Raw genomic sequence first — 22250 nt, 5'->3', positions numbered from 1 at the left:
ACTAATTAAATAGCTTGACTATTAGATTTGAAGACACGTACTTTTTTACCATCTTCAAATTTAAAACCAACACGATCAGCTTTACCCGTTGCAGGGTTGAAGATCGCAACATTTGATACGTGAATAGGTGCTTCTTTTTCGATAATTCCACCAGCTTGTTGCAACTGAGGCACAGGCTTTTGGTGTTTCTTAACGAGGTTGATACCTTCCACGATTAACTTGTCTTTACCAGTGATAACTGAAAGCACTTTGCCGCGCTTACCTTTATCTTTACCTGTTAAAACAATTACTTCGTCTTCGCGACGGATTTTAGATGCCATTGTAATGACTCCTTATAGTACTTCAGGTGCCAATGACACAATTTTCATGAACTGTTCTGTACGAAGTTCACGAGTTACTGGGCCAAAGATACGAGTACCGATTGGCTGGTTGTTAGCATTTAACAATACAGCCGCGTTGTTGTCGAAACGGATCAAAGAACCGTCAGGACGACGAACGCCTTTCTTAGTGCGCACCACTACAGCGTTCATAACATCACCTTTTTTCACTTTACCGCGAGGAATTGCTTCCTTAACGGTAACTTTGATGATATCACCAACTTCTGCGTAACGACGGTGCGAGCCACCTAAGACCTTAATACACTGAACTCTACGCGCGCCGCTGTTGTCAGCAACACCGAGATTTGATTGCATTTGGATCATTTTAGCGCTCCGCTAATTTAAAACTACTTGGCTTAATTAAAAATTAAACCGTTTGCTGCTTAACTTACTTAACTTACCCCCAGATATGAGGGCGCGTAAGTATAACAGCGTTTTTTTTGAAGTGGTAGAAAAAAATACAATTTAATTCTAGCTTGTTGTTTTTTAAGAAAACGATTCTGCGGGATATAGTAACTTTGTAGTTGAATACACACTATAGAAAGTGCATATCTTTGATTTTGCTGATAACACGCCGCAATCAAGGTGCTGGATAATAAATCATCAACACCACGATTGCAAATTTTTTGTACATTTCCTAATCAGCTAACAAACTTCCCTCATGATGGGGATTACTTTCACTTAATGATGAAGTCGCATGTTGCTGCTCGTGTTTCGCCTTACTCTTTTTAACGTCACGTAGCGCCAATAGACATGGTGTTAATACCAATGTCAACAATGTAGCAAATGCTAGCCCCCCAGCGACAGCCGTTGCTAACTGAGACCACCACTGGGTTGAAGGCCCGCCAAACTCTACATTGCGATTAAGAATATCAATGTTCATCTCCAACACCATTGGCATAAGCCCTAGTATTGTTGTTACGGTTGTCATCAATACTGGCCTTAAACGTTGTGCTCCTGTGCGTAATATCGCTTCATAGGCCGCTATGCCTTCCCTGCGCAACACGTTATAAGTGTCAATCAGTACAATATTATTGTTTACCACGATACCAGCCAACGAAATAACCCCTATGCCAGACATAACAATACCAAAAGGCTTTTGTACGACTAATAAGCCTAAAAACACGCCAACGGTAGAAAATACGACAGCACTCAAAATTAAAAAGGCTTGATAGAAACTATTAAATTGCGTCACTAAAATAATTGCCATTACAAACAATGCGACTAAAAATGCACTTTGCAAAAATGCTTGTGACTCAGCTTCTTCTTCATTCTGTCCTTTAACGGTAACCGACACCCTAGGATCAATATTTAGTTCAGGAAATTGCTGTTCAAGTAGCGGTAAATGTTGGCTCAATAGCTCGCCATCGGCCATATCAGCATTGACTGTTAATACCCGCTTGCTATCCACTCGTTTAATACTGTCTACTTTTTGTGTTGCGGTGCGCGTGACAAAATTAGATACGGGCATCATGCCATACTGGGTTTTTACTCTTAAATGATCCAGCTGTTCAATATCACGCTTATCTTCTGGAAAGCGAACTCTAATATCCAGCTCATCGTCCACATCATCAGGTCGGTAATCTCCAATCCTGAGTCCTGTTGTCACCATTTGAACGGTGCTGCCAACTGTGGAAGCGTCGGTACCAAATCGGGCCGCATTATCTCGGTCTACTTTTAATTGCCACTCTATTCCAGGCTTGGATCCAGAGTCATCCACATTAATAAATGCGGGGTTAGCTTCTAGCTCAGTTCGAATCACTGTTACTGCGTCTTCAACTAATTCTGGAAAACGGGAACTAAGCTCAATTACTAAGTCTTTACCGCCACCACCGGGTCCGTTTTCATCTTTTCTTACTTCAATTTCCACACCAGCTAACGACTCTGTCCGGCTGTACACTTCACTAATTATCTCTTTCGCTTTTCTTCGTTGCTGCCAGTCAACAAAGTTTAGGCGCATATAACCTACCCTTTCACGACCACCAGTACGACTGTATAAGGTCTTAATTTCTGGCATATCCACAATGCGAGACTCTATCTCTTGCGTGATGGCGTCTTTTTCATGAATCGATAAATCACCGTGTGAGCGCACAGTCATATTGGCTCCGTAAGGCTCAACATCAGGGAAAAACTCGATCCCGAGATTTGAAAAACCATAACTTATGAAAACCAATATCGCGATTGCAATAGAAGCGAAAAGAACTTTCCAAGGGTGTAAAATGGCGCGACTTAAAGCGTTTACATATTTACCAGTAAAACCTTTTAGATTAGTAATATCACCATGTTCAGCTTGTAACATCTGCTGTTTTACTTCTGGTGCTACTGGGCGCACTTTACCAAACAAAGTCCCCAAAGTTGGCACAAAAATCAGTGCCATTAGCAGTGAGGCCGTTAATGTGGCGATTAAAGTGATTGGAAGATATTTCATAAACTCTCCCATAATGCCCGGCCAAAAAATTAATGGCGCAAAGGCAGCAAGCGTTGTAGCCGTTGATGCAATAATTGGCCAAGCCATACGTCGTGCCGCCGCGGTATATGCTTCTTTTTTTCTCAGTCCTTCACTCATCATTCTGTCGGCAAACTCAGTGACCACAATCGCGCCATCTACTAACATGCCAACAGCCATAATTAATGCAAACAGCACAACAATATTAACGGTTAGTCCGAATACCGATAGCACTAATATCCCAGTTAAAAACGAGCCTGGTATCGCAATACCTACCAGTGCTGCTGACCGTACACCTAAAATGGCAATAATAACAATCACTACCAATATGACTGCTGATGCTACATTGTTCTGTAAATCACGCAGCATGTCTTTCACATCTTTAGATTGGTCGCCCGTATAAGCGACTTTAATATGTTGCGGCCAAACTTGTTGAAGGTCTGTAACTATTGCTTTTACTTGGTTAACCGTTTCAATGATGTTTTCACCAGGTCGTTTTTTAACTTCTAGTGACACCGCTTTGGCTGCATCTAATCGCGCGAAACTGTCTGGATCTTTATAAGATCTGCGAATTGTTGCTACATCTTGGAAAGTAATAACGCGCTGATCAACCACTTTAATCGGTTGCTCCATTACATCCTTAACCGATTCAAAGACTGATGGGACTTTTACCGCAAACCGCCCTTTCCCGGTATCTAACGTACCAGCAGCAACCAGTCGATTATTCCGCGATAATAGATTAAAAATCTCATTTTGATCTAAGCCATAGCTTTCAACAAGTAGTGGATCGACTATGATTTCTACAATGTCTTCTCGATCACCGCCGATTTCCACTTCTAAGATCTCTTTCATTCCTTCTAGGCGGTCTTTTAAATCACGCGCAATCTCTACTAAGCCACGTTCACTGACTTCGCCTGATAATATGACCGTTAATGCGGGGTTTTCATCAGCCATAGTCACTTCATGTACTGTCGGTTCTTCAGTGTCACTGGGTAATTTGGCTTTAGCGAGCGTTACTTTGTCACGAACATCTGCTAATGCATCTTTGGGGTCTAATCCGGCTAAAAATTCCATCGTGATAGAAGCATGACCTTCTCCAGCCGTTGACTTCATTTCCTTAATGCCATCAATAGAACGTAACTCATTTTCCATTGGGCGCACCAACATACGCTCGGCATCTTCAGGTGAAATACCGTCATGAATGATAGACACATAGATAAATGGGATGGTGATATCTGGGTTCGCTTCCTTCGGGATGTTGTTATAAGTTACCCAACCGGAAATCAGCAAAAGAATAAAGATCATCAACACGGTGCGGGTGCGACTTAATGCTCCATCAATAAATGATAACATTGGCTATCTGTCCTTATTCTTTATTTGACGTTAGGTCTGCGTTTTCTTCATCAGCTTCGGTAACAGCAATGACCTTATCCCCGTCGCGAACAAACCCTTGACCACGAGTGATAACCGTAACAACATCACCCAGATTAGCTAGCCACACGCCATCTGCTTCTGTTTTTACAATATCAACAGGATGAAACTCCACAATATCTTCATGGTTAACCGTTTTAATTCCAATATTGCCTTTTTCATCTAATGAAAGTAGCGCAGGAGTTACCTTAATTGCATTCGTGGTTTCTAGAGGCAAAATGAGCTCGCTACTTACTCCTGCTTTTAAGTGTTTAGTCGCCTCAATATCACTGAGCGCAACCTCTAATTTAAAAGTATTGGTGTCTTTATTTGCAAGTTGAGAGATATATCTGATAGAGCCTGCATAGGCTTTTTCTTGTTGCTTGCTAGCGATTCGAACACTTGCATCTTGCTGTAATTGAATAGACTGGATGTGATTTTCAGTTACGTCTGCTTCCACAATGAGTGGCGTTAAGTCAACAATAACAGCTAAAGGATCACCCATTGACGCATAATCCCCTTGCTCTACATGAAACTCATTGATGACACCTGAAAAAGGGGCAATTATCGTGGTTTTACTGATATCTAGCTTTAATTGGGAAATATGTGCTTCAGCACTCACTAAGTTAGCTTTAGCTTGCGCTAATAATGACTCTTGTTGATATCCTTCCGTATTTAAGCGTTTCGCACCTTTATACTCTATCTTACGTTGTTCAAGTAATGCTTCTGCTGACGCTAACTGTTGCTCTAAGTCATTAAGGGCCAGTTGCAGTATTGGTTGGCCTTTTTTTACCGTCTGTCCCTCTTGCACCAAACGGTTAACCACTTGCGCACGTACTTCCGCATTCAGTGTCGCTATCCGATCAGGCTGTGTTTTACCGTAAACAGTAAGCGTATTTTGTATCGGCTTTGCAATGTATTCAGCGACTTGTACTTTTGCCAATTTCGGGGCTTTTTTTTGCTTTGCCGCTGGGGCTTGTTGTGCGCCTAACGTGCCACTAAAAATCCAAAGCAGCAATAACACACTCAACGCAATGGCAATATAATAGGGTTTTTCGGAAAGGTGCTTGCGTAAAGATGGTTGACTTGCAGACTGTTGGCTTTCCATTGTTTTACTCTCCCAAAACGTAATTTATCTAAGAACGGTTTAGATTTGCTTCTTAGAATTGAAGTAATGCAAACAAAAAAGGTGCTATTTACAGCACCTTTCTTTAAGCATAATTTAACGCGTCTTACTCTTAAACGCTGAAGCTTGCACCACAACCGCAGGTGGTTGTGGCATTTGGGTTGTTGACGTAAAAACGTGAACCTTCCAACCCTTCAGTATAGTCTACTTCACCGCCAACTAAATATTGTAGGCTCATAGGATCTATCACCATAGTCACACCATTTTTTTCTACAATAGTGTCAACAGGATTGACGGCTTCGTCAAAGGTAAAGCCATATTGAAAACCTGAACAGCCGCCACCTGTTACATATACTCTGAGCTTTAACTCAGGATTTTCTTCTTCAGTGATTAACGTTTTTACTTTGTTTGCCGCTGCATCACTAAACTTAATTGGCATTTCAGGTGCTGACATAGTTTCCCCTTTCATCTATTCAACCCTACACAGATTAACACGCTAACATTCTGCCAACTGTAATCTACTGTAGATTTTACGCGCGGATTATCCAATACCCTAGCATATTATTCAAGTATTGTTATCTATAGCAAAGGTGACTAAATCATCGAGTGTTCAATACATCTTAAGGCGCTTCAGTCAATACGTTCTGCCACGACACGTTTTCATCTATTCGATGGTAGTTTTGCCATTTTCCTTTAGGTAAAACTACAGCCACTTGCAATTCTTCAGGTTTAAACTGTTTAGGCAGTGAAAAATCGCCTTCAAAGATCTGGAAGTATTGAAAATTAAACTTTTTATCCTTATCACTCAGTTTAGCTAACTCCGCTAAATCGTAAATAATGACTTTGTTATTTAATTTACCTTTTATGGCTAGTTTAATATGCCCTTTGGCATAACGTTTCTTCTTGTTTGCCTGCATTAATACTAATTTAAATGTAAAGCGATTGGCTTGTTCAAGTGGCATAACATGCAATGACTCAATCACCAAGTGCTCTGATATTAATTCAGGTGCCATCACTTTTTGATAAAACGTTAGCTCTTTACGTAAGTCGAATATCTTCTTTTGCAGTGCTGCTAAGTCTTTATGGCTTTGTTCACTCGCTAATTTTTCAACCTCGAGTTCTACTGCTAAAAAGTTAACTTGCTTAAGTTGCTCTTCAATGTCTTGATATAGCTTATCTAACCGCTGCGACTGTGCATCTATTTTATTTTGTTGCAATGTTGCATTTTGATTGCCAAACCACATCCCCGAAAAAAAGCAGGCTGATGTAAAGCACACAACGGCTAATCCCGTTTTAAATCGTCCGTGCTGAGTAATTAATTGGTTAAACCACGTTTTTATTTTCATTTCTGTTTATCACTTAGGGATTAATAAGCTACCCTAAACGAACCTTTGTCAGTAAAAAGACCGTGAAAGTTAGATGTCGAGCCCTTTGTTGTTATGTTACAATTCGCAAAAATTAATACATAAAAGATGGACTTATGATCTCGCTTGAGCAACTCAGGCGCACTCTCGCCACGCCAACAACATCAATACAACTAAGTCTATTAGGTCTGGTAGGCGGCACCATTGCAGCTTTGCTTATTATCCTATTTCGTTTATCAATAGAAAAGCTACAATTTTTCATTACTAATAATTTTGACGATTTTTCTCAATTAGACAATATCGAACGCTTTGCCCTGCCAGTTATTGGTGCCGTGATGATCGCAATTTTTGCAGACTTCACCGGATATAAACATTATCGTTTAGGTATTCCCTTTGTCATGCATCGTATTAAAACGCGCTACGGGCTAATGCCATTGTGGAATACAGTAAACCAATTTGTTGGTGGGGTTATCGCCTTAGTCTGTGGTTTTTCTGTTGGACGCGAAGGTCCTTCAGTGCATTTGGGCGCGGCTGGTAGTAGCTTACTGGGTAATCGATTAAAGTTACCTTATAACAGTATCCGTACGTTAGTGGGCTGTGGCATTGCGGCAGCTATTGCCGCGTCCTTTAATACTCCTTTAGCAGCCGTAATTTTTGTGATGGAAGTGGTCTTGCGTGAATATAAAATTCATATTTTTATACCCGTAATGCTTTCGGCCTTTATAGGCGCTCTGGTGACTCGTTTTGTATTTGGAGACACCTACGAGTTTAATTTACTTCACGTAGTGCCTTTGCCTGGTATTCACTACCCTTACCTTGTGTTGTGCGGTATTTTATTTGGCGCGGTTGCTTATGCGTTTAACAAGAATTTAATGATTATCATTAAAACTTTCCGTCCGCTTTCAATGTTTCCCCGCTTATTATTAGCAGGACTTATCACTGCGTTTGTTGGTTACTTTGTGCCACAAGCATTAGGCTCAGGTATGGGGGCTATTCAATTCGCTGTCTCAGAACCAGGTAATACTCAGCTGCTGCTCACCATTTTCATTGGTAAGTTACTTGCAACATTATTTGCACTTGGCTTGGGTATTCCAGGTGGGTTAATCGGTCCCATCTTTGGCTTAGGGATTGTGTTAGGCACATTATTATCCGCGCTAACACCGTATTTTTCTGCAGATGTAAATGTAGCGGGCACTTATGCCGTAATTGGTATGGCAGGTTTAATGGCTGCGGTATTGCACGCACCGCTTGCGGCCTTAGTTGCAGTGATGGAGCTAACATATAGCCCTGCCATTATCGCACCCGCTATGCTGGTAATTGTGTCGGCTTATATAACCGCCTCTCAATTTTTTAATAACCGCAGCATTTTCCTACAACAACTTGACTACCAAAAACTAAGTTATCAGGTTTCGCCTGCAATTTCGGTACTGCAAAAGTATGGCGTATTGGCTAAATTAGCAACAAATAACAAAGTTATTGATAATGCTGATGATTTAGAGGTAAGGCACTACTTGCAAACCTTAGATAGCGATCAACAATTAATTATTAGAGATACTTTTGAAATGGGTGTGGAGTATCGTTTAGCTGAATACGATGTACAACTCGGCACAACCGATGCGACTCCTGTGAAATATTGGCCTTTACAGGGGATTAATTCACAATCGACGCTTGCAGAAGCTTATGAGCTTCTACATGAAAAACGGGATGGAGCCGTCTACGTTTATCATGATAATGTCGAGAACTTCATTGGTATCATTCGTTGGGATCAAGTTCGCAGCATATTAACTCAAAGGAGCGATCTACTGTGAGTGCACTACTTATATATAAAGCGTTGCATATCTTCTTTTTAATCGCTTGGTTTGCAGGTATTTTTTATTTGCCTCGGCTATTTGTCTATCACGCCGAAACAAACAGCGAAGATGTTTCTGAGCTTTTTAAGGCAATGGAACGGCGTCTCATTTACTTTGTTTCTCCGTTTGCATTGTTCACGCTAATATTTGGCGTGTTGATGATCATGGAATACGGAATGGCATGGTTTAAGATGAGTTATTGGTTACATGCAAAGCTAGTGCTGGTGATATTATTGTATGCGCATTTCGGCTATTGCTACACCATCGTTAAACAATTTAAGCGAGATCAAAACACACGGTCGCCGCGGTTCTATCGCATTTTTAACGAAATCCCAGTTATTCTCTTAATCGGTATTATTTTTCTTGCTGTACTTAAACCTGCAATAGGCAGCTAATCATATCGAGGTGGTGGTTTTTCTGATATATTAGCCGCCACTTTTTCAGCCCTAAGCCACTTACTTTTAAGGTCGAATTACCATGCATTTTACTGGCGAACATATTCTTTCGGTAAAACAATTCAATCGTGACAGTATTGCTCACATTTTTCATACTGCTAATCAAATGGAACCCTATGCGTTGCGCACCAAACGCACTAACGTGCTAGACGGTGCAATTTTGGGCAATTTATTCTTTGAGCCCAGCACCCGCACTCGCGTTAGTTTCGGCTGTGCATTTAATTTATTGGGTGGCGAGGTAAGAGAAACAACCGGTATGCAAAGCTCGGCATTGGCAAAGGGTGAATCGCTTTATGATACTGCCAGAATCATTAGCAGTTATTCAGATGTGATTGCAATGCGACATCCTCAATCTGGCTCAGTACAAGAATTTGCGAATGGTAGCCGTGTGCCAGTCATTAATGGTGGCGACGGCGCCAATGAACATCCTACTCAGGCGTTATTAGACTTATACACTATTGAAAAAGAATTAGCTGCACATGGCCAACACATTAATGGAATGCACATCGCAATGGTTGGTGACTTAAAATATGGCAGAACGGTGCACAGCTTGTCTAAGCTGCTGTGCCTTTATAAAAACATAAGGTTCACCCTAATTTCACCTAACGAATTAGCAATGCCACAAGAAGTCGTAGATACCATTGCTAATGCAGGACATCACATTACCATTACCGACCAACTTGCCGGACACCTTGAAGCAGATATCGTTTATCAAACGCGTATTCAAGAAGAACGTTTTCCCTCACAGGATGAGGCAAATAAGTACCGCGGTAAGTTTCGCTTGAATCAAGCTATCTATACCCAATATTGCAAATCTAATACTGTTATCATGCACCCATTACCTCGCGACTCTCGCTCAGATGCTAATGAGCTGGATAACGACTTAAATCTAAATCCAAATCTGGCCATATTCAGACAAGCAGATAATGGTGTTTTAATTCGCATGGCATTGTTTGCCTTAACACTAGATGTTGCCGACAAAGTGACACAGTACGAATGCGAAGTACCTTGGCATCGCAGTCGCTAATCACTTTAAGTAGCTCATGCAACTAAACAGCCATTAGATAAATTTATTTATAACGCTTTAGAGACCTATCTATGACTCAATCACAGCAATTATTTGAACAAGCCCAGCAATCTATTCCGGGTGGTGTAAACTCGCCAGTTAGAGCATTTAACGGTGTGGGCGGCACTCCTCTATTTATTGAAAAAGCCGACGGTGCTTACCTTTTTGACGCCGACGGCAACAAATACATCGATTATATTGGCTCGTGGGGACCAATGATCTTAGGTCATAACCACCCTGTCATTCGCGAAGCAGTCATTAACGCTGTTAATAATGGCCTTAGCTATGGTGCGCCAACCGCAATTGAAGTGACGATGGCTGAGAAAATTAAAACACTTGTGCCTGCTATGGAAAAAGTACGCATGGTTAGCTCTGGCACTGAAGCCACCATGAGTGCCATTCGTTTAGCACGTGGCTACACTGGCAAAGATAAAATCTTAAAGTTTGAAGGGTGCTACCATGGTCACGCTGATTCTTTATTAGTAAAAGCGGGCTCAGGTGCATTAACGCTAGGTGTGCCAAATTCACCGGGTATTCCTGAAGACTTTGCCAAGCATACTCTTACCGTAGCATTTAATGATATTGCTTCTGTTCAAGCCATCTTTGAAGAATACGGCAACGAAATAGCTTGTATTATAGTCGAGCCCGTTGCAGGCAACATGAACTGTATTCCACCAGTGGATGGTTTTTTACAAGGCCTACGTGATATTTGTGACCAGTATGAGTCAGTGCTTATTTTTGATGAGGTAATGACTGGTTTTCGTGTTGCCTTAGGTGGTGCACAAGCTCATTATCACATTACTCCCGATTTAACTACTTTAGGCAAAATTATTGGTGGCGGAATGCCTGTCGGGGCATTTGGTGGTAAGCAAGCCATTATGGACTATATTGCGCCTGTTGGGCCTGTTTACCAAGCGGGTACACTCTCTGGCAACCCAGTTGCAATGGCAGCGGGTTTAGCCATGCTAACAGAAATGGAAAACACGCCAGACTTACATGCACAATTAACTGCCAAGTCAAAACGCTTATGCGAAGGTTTTCAACAGGCCGCGGATAAAGCAGGCATTCCGATGACAACCAATTATGTGGGCGGCATGTACGGCTTTTTCTTCACAAGCGATACACCTGTAACAAGCTATGCCCAAGCCACTGAATGTGACATGGATGCATTTAAGCAGTTTTATCACTTAATGCTTGCTGAAGGTGTCTACTTAGCCCCTTCAGCATTTGAAGCTGGCTTTGTCTCGCTTAGTCATACTGACGAAGTGATTGAACAAACCATTCGGGCGGCAGAAAAGGCAATGGCCCAATTAGCGCAATCTAACTAATCTTGTTATAGATCCCACATTGTAAATTAAGCATGATAACCAATGTCATGCTTAATTTTTCTTCTTATTACATCTTGTTGCTATCTCTTTACTGTTAGTATGAATCGGTAAAATACGCGTTCGCTTGCAATCCATGTTAGCACTGTAAGTGATACTACTTTTTGCTGCAGAGTTCACATTGGCTTTGTTAATCGGCATTAGCTGTCCGACATAAGCCATTTCAACATCAGCTGGCTTAGGCACTAAATAAGACGACTTTACTGTTTGCTTATGTAAATGAATAAACTGTTGTAATGCGCCCTTGGCTCCGGTTAAAGCGACTGATTTATTATCATCATTTCCCACCCATGTAACGGTTAATATATTTTGATCGAATCCACTAAACCAACTATCACGCTTTTGATTTGTCGTACCCGTTTTTCCCGCGAATGCCGTGCGCGGAATCGCCTGACCTAACGCTTTAGCTGTGCCTTTGGTGGTGACTCTATGCAGTGCATAATTCAATAAATACATGGTAGAAAAGTTAAACCGAGGTTGATAGCTCAATGCTTTATCCCACAACTTGCTACCACGACTGTCGGTTACCGATAGCACGGCGCTAATTTGTTGATAGGCACCATTATTCGCAATGGTATGGTACATTTGCGCTACTTCAATGGGTGACAATGAAATCGCACCCAGCATCATTGAGGGGTAATCAGGAATACGAGACGTAACACCTAACTGTTGTAAGGTATGCTTAATGGTTGCCACACCCAACTGATTACCCAACCACACCGTGGGAACATTTTGCGAAGTCACTAATGCATCAATCAGTTGAATATTTTCTACATAGCGCTTATTGGCATTTTGTGGCTGCCACATATCACCATCAGAATGCTCAACGGTAATCTTTTCATCTGCTAACACACTACCTAAATAATACTGCTCAGGCTGCGATAAAGCAGCTAAATAAATAGCAGGTTTAACTAACGAGCCGATGTTGCGCTTACTGTCGAGCACACGATTAAACCCAGAGTATTCAACATTTTTATCACCTACCAGTGCAGCAACACCTGCTTTTTCAATATCTATTGAAATCATGGCCGTTTGCAGTTCTGTTTTGCTACTTGCCGCTTGCTGTAATGCTTCAATACCTTGTGAGGCAGTGCGCTCCATTTGTTGCTGAAGTAACGGGTTTAACGCGGTAAATACCTTAATGCCATTGTCTATCACACTGTCTAACTCTGGCATGGCTCGTAGTTCGCGCTTTACTTTATCAATATAAGCCGGATGCTTAACCGTTTTAAAAGCACTCTTTTTTGTTACATTCAGCGGCATATCTACCAGCACTTTATATTCTTCAACCGAGATATAGTCAGCGTCTAGCATTTGTCTCAATACTAAATCTCGTCGCTTTCTGGCGCGTTCTGGAAAACGCCTAGGATCGTAAAAGGAAGGACCTTTGACTATCGCCACCAGCAATGCATATTCATGTGGTTGTAACTCATTTAACGGCTTGGAAAAGTAATAGCGGCTGGCTAAGCCAAAACCGTGTACCGCTTGGTTATGATATTGCCCCATGTACACTTCGTTAAAGTAAGCAGCGAGCAACTGATCTTTACTAAAACGATAATCCAGTATCAGCGCAATAAAGGCTTCATTAACTTTTCGCCACAACTTTTTTTCTCGGGTTAAGTAGAGATTTTTGGCTAGCTGTTGCGTTAAAGTACTGCCACCTTGTACTGTGCGCCCTGCTTGCAAATTGACAAATAGCGCACGCATAATCGCTAATGGTGAAACCCCGGCATGATGGTAAAAGTCTTTATCTTCAATCAACAATAGGGTGTCTTTAATAACTTCAGGAATATCCTCAAGATGTATAAGCTCGCGATCTTCTTTATTAGGTGATTGCAATCGGTCAATTAACAGAGGCTCAATACGAGCAAAACTGATATTCTCTTGTTCGCCACGCGCACTTACTCGTACAATTTTGTCGTTTTTAAATTCAATGCTGTACCGCTTTTCACCTTCAAAGCCTTCTGCAAATTGAAACGCTCTTCGTACAAACGACACATGGTGACGAGATACCGTATATTGCCCTGCTCGCGTGAGCTTTTTCACCTTACGGTACTTAAGTAGTTCTAGTTCATTAATTAATTGCTGCTTTGTTAAGGATTGCTGAGGGTACAGCGCAAGTGGGCGGGCATAAATCTGGGCGGGCAACTGCCACTTTTGCCCTTCAAATTTGGCAGTAACTTTGCCATCTAAATAAATAATGTATAGCACCATACATGCAATAAGCGCTAGCCCAATTTTACCGAACGTAATCAGTAACCGCTTACTTGCGTGTATCATTTTTGATTGAATGGTGGATAGATCAAACTTAGCCATACGTAATTACTTCTTTTATCTTAGGCGCGTATATTTTAGGCGAGTAGCATAATAACTACACTTCACCAACTTTGACAAGCAAGCCTCTTTCATCGCTTCTTACTTTCTTTTGATGGAACGTCCCGGCTTTTCTAATAGTGGTTGTTCTGGCCATCGATGTTTAGGGTATTTACCGCGCATGTCCTTAGCAACATCAAAATATGAATGCTGCCAAAAGTGCGCTAAGTCGCTGGTGGTTTGAATGGGCCTTCTGGCGGGAGAAAGCAGTTCAAACCGCAAAGGCACTGCTCCGTTTGCAAGGCAGGGTGAAGTCAGCTCACCAAACATTTCTTGTAAAATAACAGCCACCGTAGGCCCTTGTACATTATCATAACGGATGATCACTGATTTATTACTCGGTGTGATGTAATGTGTTGGCGCTTCATTGTCGAGCACTTGCTGCTGTTCCCAGCTTAAATTCGCCTGTAGCAGTGGCAATATATTGACATGCTTAAGCTGTTTAATCGTTGAAACATGTTCAATATACGGCAGTAGCCATTGCTCTATATGTTCAATCAAAGTTGATAATGAAATAGCTGGAAAAGAGGTTATTTGTTGCCCTAGCCAATGTGCTCTCGCTAGCCAACTGTCGCACTCCTTAGTCCAATTGAGCAACGATAAACCTTCTGTTTGAATAAGCGTTTTTAAGCATGTTTGGAACGCATCTCGGGGCACGTCTTGCAGTGCTTCTTCAGCCACAGTTATCGCACCATAATGTATGCGCTTACGCCCAATAATTTTTTGTTTTTTCGCGTCTAAACGGTAACTGCTATTTTCTACAAACTGATAGCCTAGTAATTGCTCAATTTGAGCATGTTCAACACTCACGGCACTGTATATTCGCCCTTCTTTATTTTGTGCGTCACAATCGTTAACTACTAACCAACGTTCACCACTTAATGCGTCAGTGTCGTCTAGTTTAACGCCCTTGCCATTTGCCAATACATAGCGAGTGTCAGCATCTCCCCTGCTTTTAGCCACGCGATCAGGAAATGCCATCAATAGCATGTTACCTGCGTGTTCTTGCATGTCAGCTAAGGTAATTAGTGGCCACTTTTTACCTTTTGCCACACCAAGCGTACCTAAAAATGAAGTTGCTAGTGCAAGCACCCGTTCTACAACACTTATATTAAACGCATACACTTGCTTCGCATCTTGTTTATTCGTGATGTAATCTTGCAGTGCCACTAAGCGATGAACAATATCAACATTGCTATGCGAACGTTGTGCTTGAAAGATATCTCGCTCAGATAATAGGGCAGCAACTATACTGCCGACATATTGCTGCTCACCCTTTTCGCACTTTAGCAACATACTGGCTAATCGTGGTGTTAGCCCCAAAGACAAAGCACGCCTGCCAAGCTCAGTAATTTTATTTTGCTTATCTATCAGCTTTAGCCCCTGCAATAACTGTGCAGCCAGCTCGTAGTGTATTTTAGGTGGTTTAGTTAGCCAGTTTGCCTCTTCATACTGAGTAATGCCCCAAGCCGATAACTCCAACACAATACTGGTAAGCTCAGCTGTGAGTATTTCTTCTTCTTGAAATGCCTTTAGTTGATGATGCTTAGCTTCACTCCACAACCTTATACAATGTCCATGCTGCAAACGCCCAGCTCGACCTTTTCGCTGTGTGGCCGACGCTTGTGAGATATACCCTGTAATTAGGCGTGTCATGCCACTGTTTGGATCAAAATTAAGTGTTTTTTCTAAGCCTGAATCAATAACTGTCGTAATGCCTTCTATCGTTAAGCTGGTTTCGGCAATATTGGTGGAGAAAATAATACGACGTGAAGAAGTAGCCGACTTCGTTAACACCCGCTCTTGCTGGATGAGCGACAAGCCGCCATACAATGGCAGGCAAATAACCTCTTTAGATAATCCGCTTTCCTCGCCTTCAGTATTTAACATGGCTTCGCACTGCGTCATGCACTTGTTAATGTCTGACTGCCCCGGCAAAAACACCAATATATCACCATCATCAAACTGCAGAGCGTGAATGACTGCCTTTTTGATGTCGTTAACTAATAAATTCGATTCACGCACTTGGTAGTGTGTTTGCACAGGAAAGACACGGCCGCCACACTGTATCACTTCAGCGTTTTGCATATACTTTGCAATCGCTTGACTATCAATCGTGGCCGACATTACTAATAACTTAAGATCATCACGCAACGCTTGCTGCACTTCTAAGGCGAGCATTAATCCTAAATCGGCATGAACAGAACGCTCATGAAATTCGTCAAAAATAATTAAGCCTACACCTGCTAGTTCTGGGTCTAACTGCAATCGGCGCGTTAGTATGCCTTCCGTTACAATTTCAAGTTGCGTTTCCGCACAGGCTTTGCGTTCATTTCGAATATGGTAACCAACCCGCTGACCAACTTTTTCTCCTAATTGGCTAGCCAAATAATGCGCTATCGACTTTGCCGCTACACGCCTTGGCTCTAACATGATGATTTTATCACCTTGCAAAAAGCTCGCCCCGAGCAAACTGAGCGGCACTCTTGTAGATTTACCAGCACCGGGCTCTGCTTGTAATATTAGATTGGGCGTTGTTGCTAGTTTATCGTGAATGTCAGAAAGTACAGTGTCGATAGGGAGCGTTGTCATTTAACTGATAGACCGGAATGAAGGTAAAAATATGCAGAAGATTATACTCAGCACACACTTGTTTGCCTTGCTTTATTTTTATATTATGCGCTCCGTTTAAAATAAGGTTACAAACGTTAAATTCTATTTAACAATTAGCTGTTCAATGTATTATTAACCGCTCGAATTGCTACCTAACCAGACTCTTATTTCACTTTTATTTCTAATTGACAACCAAGGATGACACTTTGAAACATCTCCGCATGACTCTCTTACTACTATCAGCTTTAACAACATTGTATTTTTTCTCTAATAATATGGTGTATGCGCAAGCCAGCGATACAAATTCATCACCTGTAAAAAGTGACTTATTAGATGTGAAAATTGATGAGATCAGCTATGCAAAAAGAAAAGATGACTTGTCATTAAGCTATCCATCAGTGGCTGCTAGAAATGGCCAAGAAGGTTGGGTTCAAGTGAGTTATATCATCGAGCCAGACGGAACTGTAAGCAACCCCATAATTGAAGACTCGTCAGGGTTGAAGGCATTCGAAAGTGCTGCGCTCGAGGCTATCCAAAAAGCCACGTTTACCCCCGCGATGCAAAATGGCCAAGCTATTCAGCAGTGCGACAGTACAATACAGTTTGAATTTAAGTTGAATAATCAGAAACCCGGCGCAACTAAAAAATTTGCTAGACACTATCGAAAAGTACGCAAACATTTGGAAAGTGGCGACTTGCTTAAGGCAAAAGAATTATTGGATAAGTTAGACGCAATGCCAGTGTGGAATATGTATGAAAATGCCAGACTAGCGCTATTAAAATCCTTTTACTATAAAAGCATGAACGACGAGGTTAATTTATTAAAGTATTTATACCACGCAACAAATTCTGATGGAAAATACATTAAACGCGACACCTACCACTGGGCCTTGTCCAATATTTATGGTTTAGAAATCTCTAATGGCGATTTTCATAAAGCATTAAAAACGATTAAGCGTATTCAGTCCTTAGATCCTAAATATCAACAACAGTTCGCCAATATTATTACCCATAGTAATAACCTAAAAGAGCATATTGCCAGTGAATACCCTATAGTAAAAGCGGGTGATTTGGCCACTAAAGACTTTTGGAGCCATACTCTAGTAAGAAATAGTTTTGCTATTTCTAATGTGCAAGGCAGGTTAGATAAAGTTGATATTCGCTGTAAGGGGATGCGCAATCAAATGAAAGTAATCCTCGACAGCATTATTAAAGTACCTAGCTCGTGGGGAACATGTCAGGTTTACTTATATGGTGAAGATAACACAACCTTTAACTTTGTAGAGGTTAGTCCCACAAGTAAACTTTAATTGAAGTCGAATAGATATATTAACGGGATAATGACGTTGAATAATAAACGCTTATTCTTTGCTGTTGTGTTAGCGCCAAGTACTAAACACCAAATTGAAGAGTGGCGCGAACACTCGTTGGCATATCTAAACCAGCCGATTGTTAAATCAGATAACTTACACATTACATTGGCTTTTTTAGGCCAATGTAATACTCAGCAAATAGCCGCATTGGTTGATATAGGAAATAAAGTGTCTGCTGAGCAATTTTCACTAACGTTTAATCAATTACATTTTTGGCAAAAGCCAAAGATATTGTGTTTAGCACCAAGCAAGGTTCCCAGCCAACTTACTGAGCTACAGCAGCAACTTGCCAATAGAGTTGCTGAATTAGGCTTCGAGTCACATCACTCTCAATACAAACCACACATCACGCTTGTTAGAAAGATAAAACACTTCACTGAAGCACGAACAAGCGATGTCACTTTTCAGATAAACTGCACCCAATTCGCCTTATACGAGTCACATCACGAAGAGGTGCATGGTAATCACCACAAACAAAAAAGCGGTGTTGTTTACACACCGCTTTATACATGGGATCTATTGTAAACTTATTCTTCGTGGAAACGTGTTTCTTCTAATAACGTTCGCGCAATCGTTCGTACACCTAGGGCTGTTGCACCGGCGGACCATAAACCATTACTACTATTATTAAAGGCTGACGCTAAGTCCATGTGTACCCAGCCTTGACCATCATTTGGCACAAAGCGCGCTAAAAAGCCTGCGGCATTACTCGCGCCGCCCATACCGCCGCCTTTTTGCGGTCGGCTATTCGCCGTATCAGCATACACAGAAGGGCATTGGTTCTGATGCCACTTCTCAAGCGGTAACGGCCACGCTGGTTCATTTTCTTGTTCAGAATAAGACATCACGCGTTGCTGTAACGCCTTATCTAAACCAAACAATGCATTATATTCTGCACCTACTGCAACCATTGCTGCGCCGGTTAACGTCGCTGCGTCCAAAATTAAAGACGCGCCCGTTTCTGCTGCCGCCATTAAACCGTCGGCTAATACCAATCGACCTTCCGCATCCGTATTAACAATTTCTACCGTTGTTCCATTTTTATACGTAATGATGTCGCCTAACTTATATGCATGGCCACTAATTAAGTTTTCTGCACAACACAAAAATAATTTAACACGATGCTTAAGGCCACGCTCGATGGCTAAACCAAGGCCAGCCGTAACAGTGGCTGCGCCGCCCATGTCACACTTCATGCTAGCCATTCCTTCGCTCGCTTTAATCGAGTAGCCACCACTATCAAACGTAATACCTTTACCAACTAGCGCTGCCGCCACAGGCGCATCTGGGTTACCAGTTGGATTATAATCAACAACTAATAATAGCGGTTTGCGATCACTGCCTCGGCCAACCGCGTGAATACCTTGCCAGTTGTGCTCAAGTAGTTGCTCATCAAAAATAACTTCATGGCTGATGTGGGCACTGTCAACTGACGTTAAATATTCAGCTGCCAGTTTAGCTAAGCTTTCTGGGTATATTTCGTCTGGTGTGTCGTTAATAACGGCTTTTGCCCACGAGATTGCTTTTTGTCTTGCATTTAGCTCTTCAATATCACTAACCGCATTATCAGCCCACATAACGTTATTTAGTTTTTTAGGCGATGTGAAACCTTGAAAGAAAGCCCATTGTTGCTCAGTAGCCCAGTTGTCGCCTGTTAGTTGAATCGTCGATAAACCTTGGTTATCTAACATCCGTGCTGCGCGTTGAATAGCTTGTAATGGATAATCACCATGACTGTGTACTACAACTTGTTCACCATTATTTGAAAGTACTGCACTCTCGCCCCATTGTGAAGGCGCTTTTTCAGTACTCAGTGTAACTTGCATGATTGACGTCACGTGTCACCTCTTTTTGTTTTAACTGTATGAAAGACCAATCCAGCATCAACGTGATGACACCAGATTAAATAATATTGTATTTTGGCTTGTAAAATTCTTACTATTGCAGCATAAATCCACGCTATCAGTGTTATATGGTGATGACTTAATAAAAGACAATATCGAATAACACCCCGACTTATCATTATATGCCACGGTTATATTAACAACTATGAAATTTATCCCACCGTTACAACCTGCTCAATTAGTAAAGCGCTACAAACGTTTTTTGGCAGACATTACCCTTCCCTGCGGCGAAGAACAAACTATTCATTGTGCAAATACAGGAGCAATGACAGGCTGTGCTGAAACGAATAACACTGTTTGGTACAGCGTATCAGATAACGCTAAACGTAAGTACCCACGCAGTTGGGAATTAACCCAAACATTCAGCGATCATTTTATCTGCGTTAATACACAGCGCGCTAATCAGCTTGTTGAAGAAGCACTGAATAATAATGTGATCCGCGAGCTTTCTGGATATACATCACTTAAACGGGAAGTAAAATATGGTAATGAGAATAGCCGCATCGACTTTTTATTAACTGATGAACATCAACCAAATACCTATATAGAAGTTAAGTCTGTCACATTACTAGAAGGGCAAGCACAAGGTTATTTTCCTGATGCGGTTACTGTACGTGGCCAAAAACATATTAGAGAGCTAATAGAAATGGTTGAAGCTGGCCACCGTGCTGTATTGTTTTTTGCGGTATTGCATACGGGAATACACACCGTTTCACCAGCTAAACATATCGACCCTCAATATGCCCAGTTATTAGCAGAAGCGGTGCAAAAAGGGGTTGAGGTTTTGGCGTATACAGCCGATATAACTCCAGATGAAATTGTATTAAGTAAATCAGTGCCGATTGTTATTTAATTAAATTTCACCTAGATGCTTGAAAATTACCGATTAAGCACAATATTGGTGTCTCCTTTATAAAAATTGGCACTATACTTAACAGATCTGCCTATTTTTTGTATTTTTGTTTGCGGTTAACCCAATATTTTGATATAGATAGCCGCCATTATTTTTAAGCTCCTTAAAAGACCGACAAACGGTCATTATTGGACTGTTATAGGAGAGAACTATGCCAGAACAAAAGTCTTTAGGTCTATTGGCATTAGCTGGTGTAACACCTTATCAAGAATCGCCTGGTGAAGAATACATGGGCGAGCCTCAACGTATTCATTTTAGAAAAATTCTTGAAGCATGGCGTAATCAGTTGCGTCAAGAAGTAGACCGCACCATGACGCACATGCAAGATGAAGCGGCTAATTTCCCAGATCCTGTGGATCGTGCAGCACAAGAAGAAGAATTTAGTATTGAACTTCGTACCCGTGACCGTGAACGTAAGTTAATCAAAAAAATTGAAAAAACACTTCAACTTATTGAAGATGATGAGTTTGGTTTTTGTAAAGCCTGCGGGATCGAAATTGGGATCCGTCGCCTAGAAGCAAGACCAACTGCTGATTTATGCATTGACTGTAAGACCCTTGATGAAATCAAGGAAAAGCAGCAAGGTCGTTAATCACAAAAGGAGGCAATGCCTCCTTTTTTGTTTCTAGTAACTCAAGATGAACCTACCTATTACTATCCCCTCGCCTTCTGGGTACCGAGGCCGCTTTGCTCCTTCGCCTTCTGGTCCGCTGCATTTTGGCTCACTGATCGCCGCGTTAGGCAGTTTTTTACAAGCCAAAAGCCAACAGGGTAAATGGTTAGTACGTATTGACGACATCGACCCACCTCGTGAGCAAGCCGGAGCTGCAAGCCTAATATTGTCAAGCCTAGAAGCATTTGGGCTGCATTGGGATGAGTCCGTTGTCTACCAAAGCCAACGTCACCATCAATATGATGAAGTGTTAACATGGTTAAAGCAGCAAGGGGCGATTTACCCATGTGATTGCACGCGTAAGCAAATTATGGCGAAAGGCGGTGTTTATGACGGCACCTGCAAATCTAAAACTTACGTTAGCTCGCCTCATGCATTACGGCTCAATAATAAACATCCAGTTCCCCACTTTTATGACCAGCTTCGCGGTAACATCACCATTGCTCATGAATTTGCTGCCGAGGATTTTATTATTCACCGGAAAGATGGCTTATATGCATACCAGCTGGCGGTAGTTGTAGATGATATTGAGCAAGGTATTACCGAGGTGGTGCGTGGTGCTGACTTAATAGAGCCAACGGTGCGTCAGCTCACCTTGTATCAGTTATTTAACGCACCTACGCCTAGCTATATTTATTTACCCCTTGCATCACAAAAAGTAGGGTTCAAGCTTAGTAAACAAAACCATGCTCCGGCGCTCAATAACCAACAACCGCTGCTTGAGTTAGTAAAAGCCCTGCAATTTTTTAATTTAATGGTGCCAAAAGAATTTATAGCTTTAGCGCACACAAATTACAGCGCGCCATCAAAACTTAAAAACGATATCAATGACTTACTAAATTGGGCAATCGGTCAATGGTCGCTGGACACACTGCCAAAAGATAAAGAAATAGTTGTTTAATTTTTGTCACTAAGGCAGATT

General features: G+C 41.6%; 18 protein-coding genes. 9 read left to right on the top strand and 9 right to left on the bottom strand.

The genetic code is table 11. The annotated features are described in order from the left end of the window. Nucleotides 1–5: 5 nt before the first annotated feature. From rplX to HUU81_RS01750, 6 genes are all read right to left on the bottom strand, one after another. The gene (gene rplX, locus HUU81_RS01775; RefSeq protein ID WP_199610572.1) at nt 6–320 is read right to left on the bottom strand and encodes a 50S ribosomal protein L24; all 315 of its coding nucleotides are present in this window, start codon (nt 318–320) and stop codon (nt 6–8) included. A gap of 12 nt (nt 321–332) precedes the next feature. Further along, complete coding sequence (rplN, locus tag HUU81_RS01770) at nt 333–701, bottom strand: 50S ribosomal protein L14 (RefSeq protein ID WP_199610571.1); 369 nt, start codon at nt 699–701, stop codon at nt 333–335. A gap of 313 nt (nt 702–1014) precedes the next feature. Further along, entirely contained in the window at nt 1015–4176 is a 3162-nt protein-coding gene (locus tag HUU81_RS01765; protein ID WP_199610570.1) for an efflux RND transporter permease subunit, read from the bottom strand. Nucleotides 4177–4189: 13 nt separating this feature from the next. Further along, nucleotides 4190–5341 (bottom strand): efflux RND transporter periplasmic adaptor subunit, encoded by a 1152-nt coding sequence (locus HUU81_RS01760; RefSeq protein WP_199610569.1) that lies wholly within the window; start codon nt 5339–5341, stop codon nt 4190–4192. A 130-nt stretch (nt 5342–5471) separates the two neighbouring features. Further along, on the bottom strand, nt 5472–5813 hold the full coding sequence (erpA, locus tag HUU81_RS01755) for an iron-sulfur cluster insertion protein ErpA (protein ID WP_199610568.1): 342 nt from the start codon (nt 5811–5813) through the stop codon (nt 5472–5474). A 166-nt stretch (nt 5814–5979) separates the two neighbouring features. After that, complete coding sequence (locus tag HUU81_RS01750) at nt 5980–6705, bottom strand: DUF6776 family protein (RefSeq protein ID WP_199610567.1); 726 nt, start codon at nt 6703–6705, stop codon at nt 5980–5982. Between the two features lie 137 nt (nt 6706–6842). Here HUU81_RS01750 and HUU81_RS01745 point away from each other — a divergent pair, with 137 nt between their 5' ends. From HUU81_RS01745 to hemL, 4 genes are all read left to right on the top strand, one after another. Then, nucleotides 6843–8531 carry a chloride channel protein gene (locus HUU81_RS01745; protein WP_199611932.1) on the top strand — a complete coding sequence of 563 codons (1689 nt, stop codon included), beginning with the start codon at nt 6843–6845 and terminating at the stop codon, nt 8529–8531. After that, nucleotides 8528–8968: a CopD family protein gene (locus tag HUU81_RS01740; protein ID WP_199610566.1), complete on the top strand. Its 441-nt coding sequence runs from the start codon at nt 8528–8530 to the stop codon at nt 8966–8968. Before HUU81_RS01745 ends, HUU81_RS01740 begins: the two co-directional genes overlap by 4 nt. A gap of 82 nt (nt 8969–9050) precedes the next feature. Next, nucleotides 9051–10055, top strand: a complete 1005-nt coding sequence (locus HUU81_RS01735) for an aspartate carbamoyltransferase (RefSeq protein ID WP_199610565.1) — start codon at nt 9051–9053, stop codon at nt 10053–10055. A gap of 71 nt (nt 10056–10126) precedes the next feature. Continuing rightward, nucleotides 10127–11422, top strand: coding sequence for a glutamate-1-semialdehyde 2,1-aminomutase (gene hemL / locus HUU81_RS01730; protein WP_199610564.1), 1296 nt, complete (start codon nt 10127–10129; stop codon nt 11420–11422). 51 nt (nt 11423–11473) lie between these two features. Here hemL and mrcB read toward each other — a convergent pair whose 3' ends face one another. Both mrcB and hrpB read right to left on the bottom strand, forming a co-directional pair. Continuing rightward, complete coding sequence (gene mrcB / locus HUU81_RS01725) at nt 11474–13795, bottom strand: penicillin-binding protein 1B (protein WP_199610563.1); 2322 nt, start codon at nt 13793–13795, stop codon at nt 11474–11476. Between the two features lie 99 nt (nt 13796–13894). Beyond that, entirely contained in the window at nt 13895–16444 is a 2550-nt protein-coding gene (gene hrpB, locus HUU81_RS01720; protein ID WP_199610562.1) for an ATP-dependent helicase HrpB, read from the bottom strand. Nucleotides 16445–16671: 227 nt separating this feature from the next. On the opposite strand from hrpB, the gene HUU81_RS01715 reads away from it, so the two are divergent. Further along, the gene (locus HUU81_RS01715; protein WP_199610561.1) at nt 16672–17775 is read left to right on the top strand and encodes an energy transducer TonB; all 1104 of its coding nucleotides are present in this window, start codon (nt 16672–16674) and stop codon (nt 17773–17775) included. Continuing rightward, nucleotides 17776–18363: an RNA 2',3'-cyclic phosphodiesterase gene (gene thpR, locus HUU81_RS01710; RefSeq protein WP_199610560.1), complete on the top strand. Its 588-nt coding sequence runs from the start codon at nt 17776–17778 to the stop codon at nt 18361–18363. Nucleotides 18364–18365: 2 nt separating this feature from the next. Here thpR and pepB read toward each other — a convergent pair whose 3' ends face one another. Then, complete coding sequence (gene pepB, locus HUU81_RS01705) at nt 18366–19676, bottom strand: aminopeptidase PepB (protein WP_407644830.1); 1311 nt, start codon at nt 19674–19676, stop codon at nt 18366–18368. A gap of 211 nt (nt 19677–19887) precedes the next feature. Between pepB and sfsA the strand changes: the two genes are divergently transcribed. The 3 genes from sfsA to gluQRS all read left to right on the top strand — a co-directional run bounded on the left by sfsA (nt 19888) and on the right by gluQRS (nt 22229). Continuing rightward, nucleotides 19888–20595 (top strand): DNA/RNA nuclease SfsA, encoded by a 708-nt coding sequence (gene sfsA, locus HUU81_RS01700; RefSeq protein WP_199610559.1) that lies wholly within the window; start codon nt 19888–19890, stop codon nt 20593–20595. 211 nt (nt 20596–20806) lie between these two features. Further along, entirely contained in the window at nt 20807–21247 is a 441-nt protein-coding gene (dksA, locus tag HUU81_RS01695) for an RNA polymerase-binding protein DksA (protein WP_199610558.1), read from the top strand. A gap of 46 nt (nt 21248–21293) precedes the next feature. Then, complete coding sequence (gluQRS, locus tag HUU81_RS01690; protein WP_199610557.1) at nt 21294–22229, top strand: tRNA glutamyl-Q(34) synthetase GluQRS; 936 nt, start codon at nt 21294–21296, stop codon at nt 22227–22229. The last annotated feature ends 21 nt before the right edge of the window (nt 22230–22250 follow it).

The organism is Flocculibacter collagenilyticus (genome assembly GCF_016469335.1).
Taxonomy (GTDB): Bacteria; Pseudomonadota; Gammaproteobacteria; order Enterobacterales; family Alteromonadaceae; genus Flocculibacter; species Flocculibacter collagenilyticus.
The sequence above is the reverse complement of the archived record's forward strand: the minus strand, read 5'-3'. Positions and strand labels throughout refer to the sequence as shown.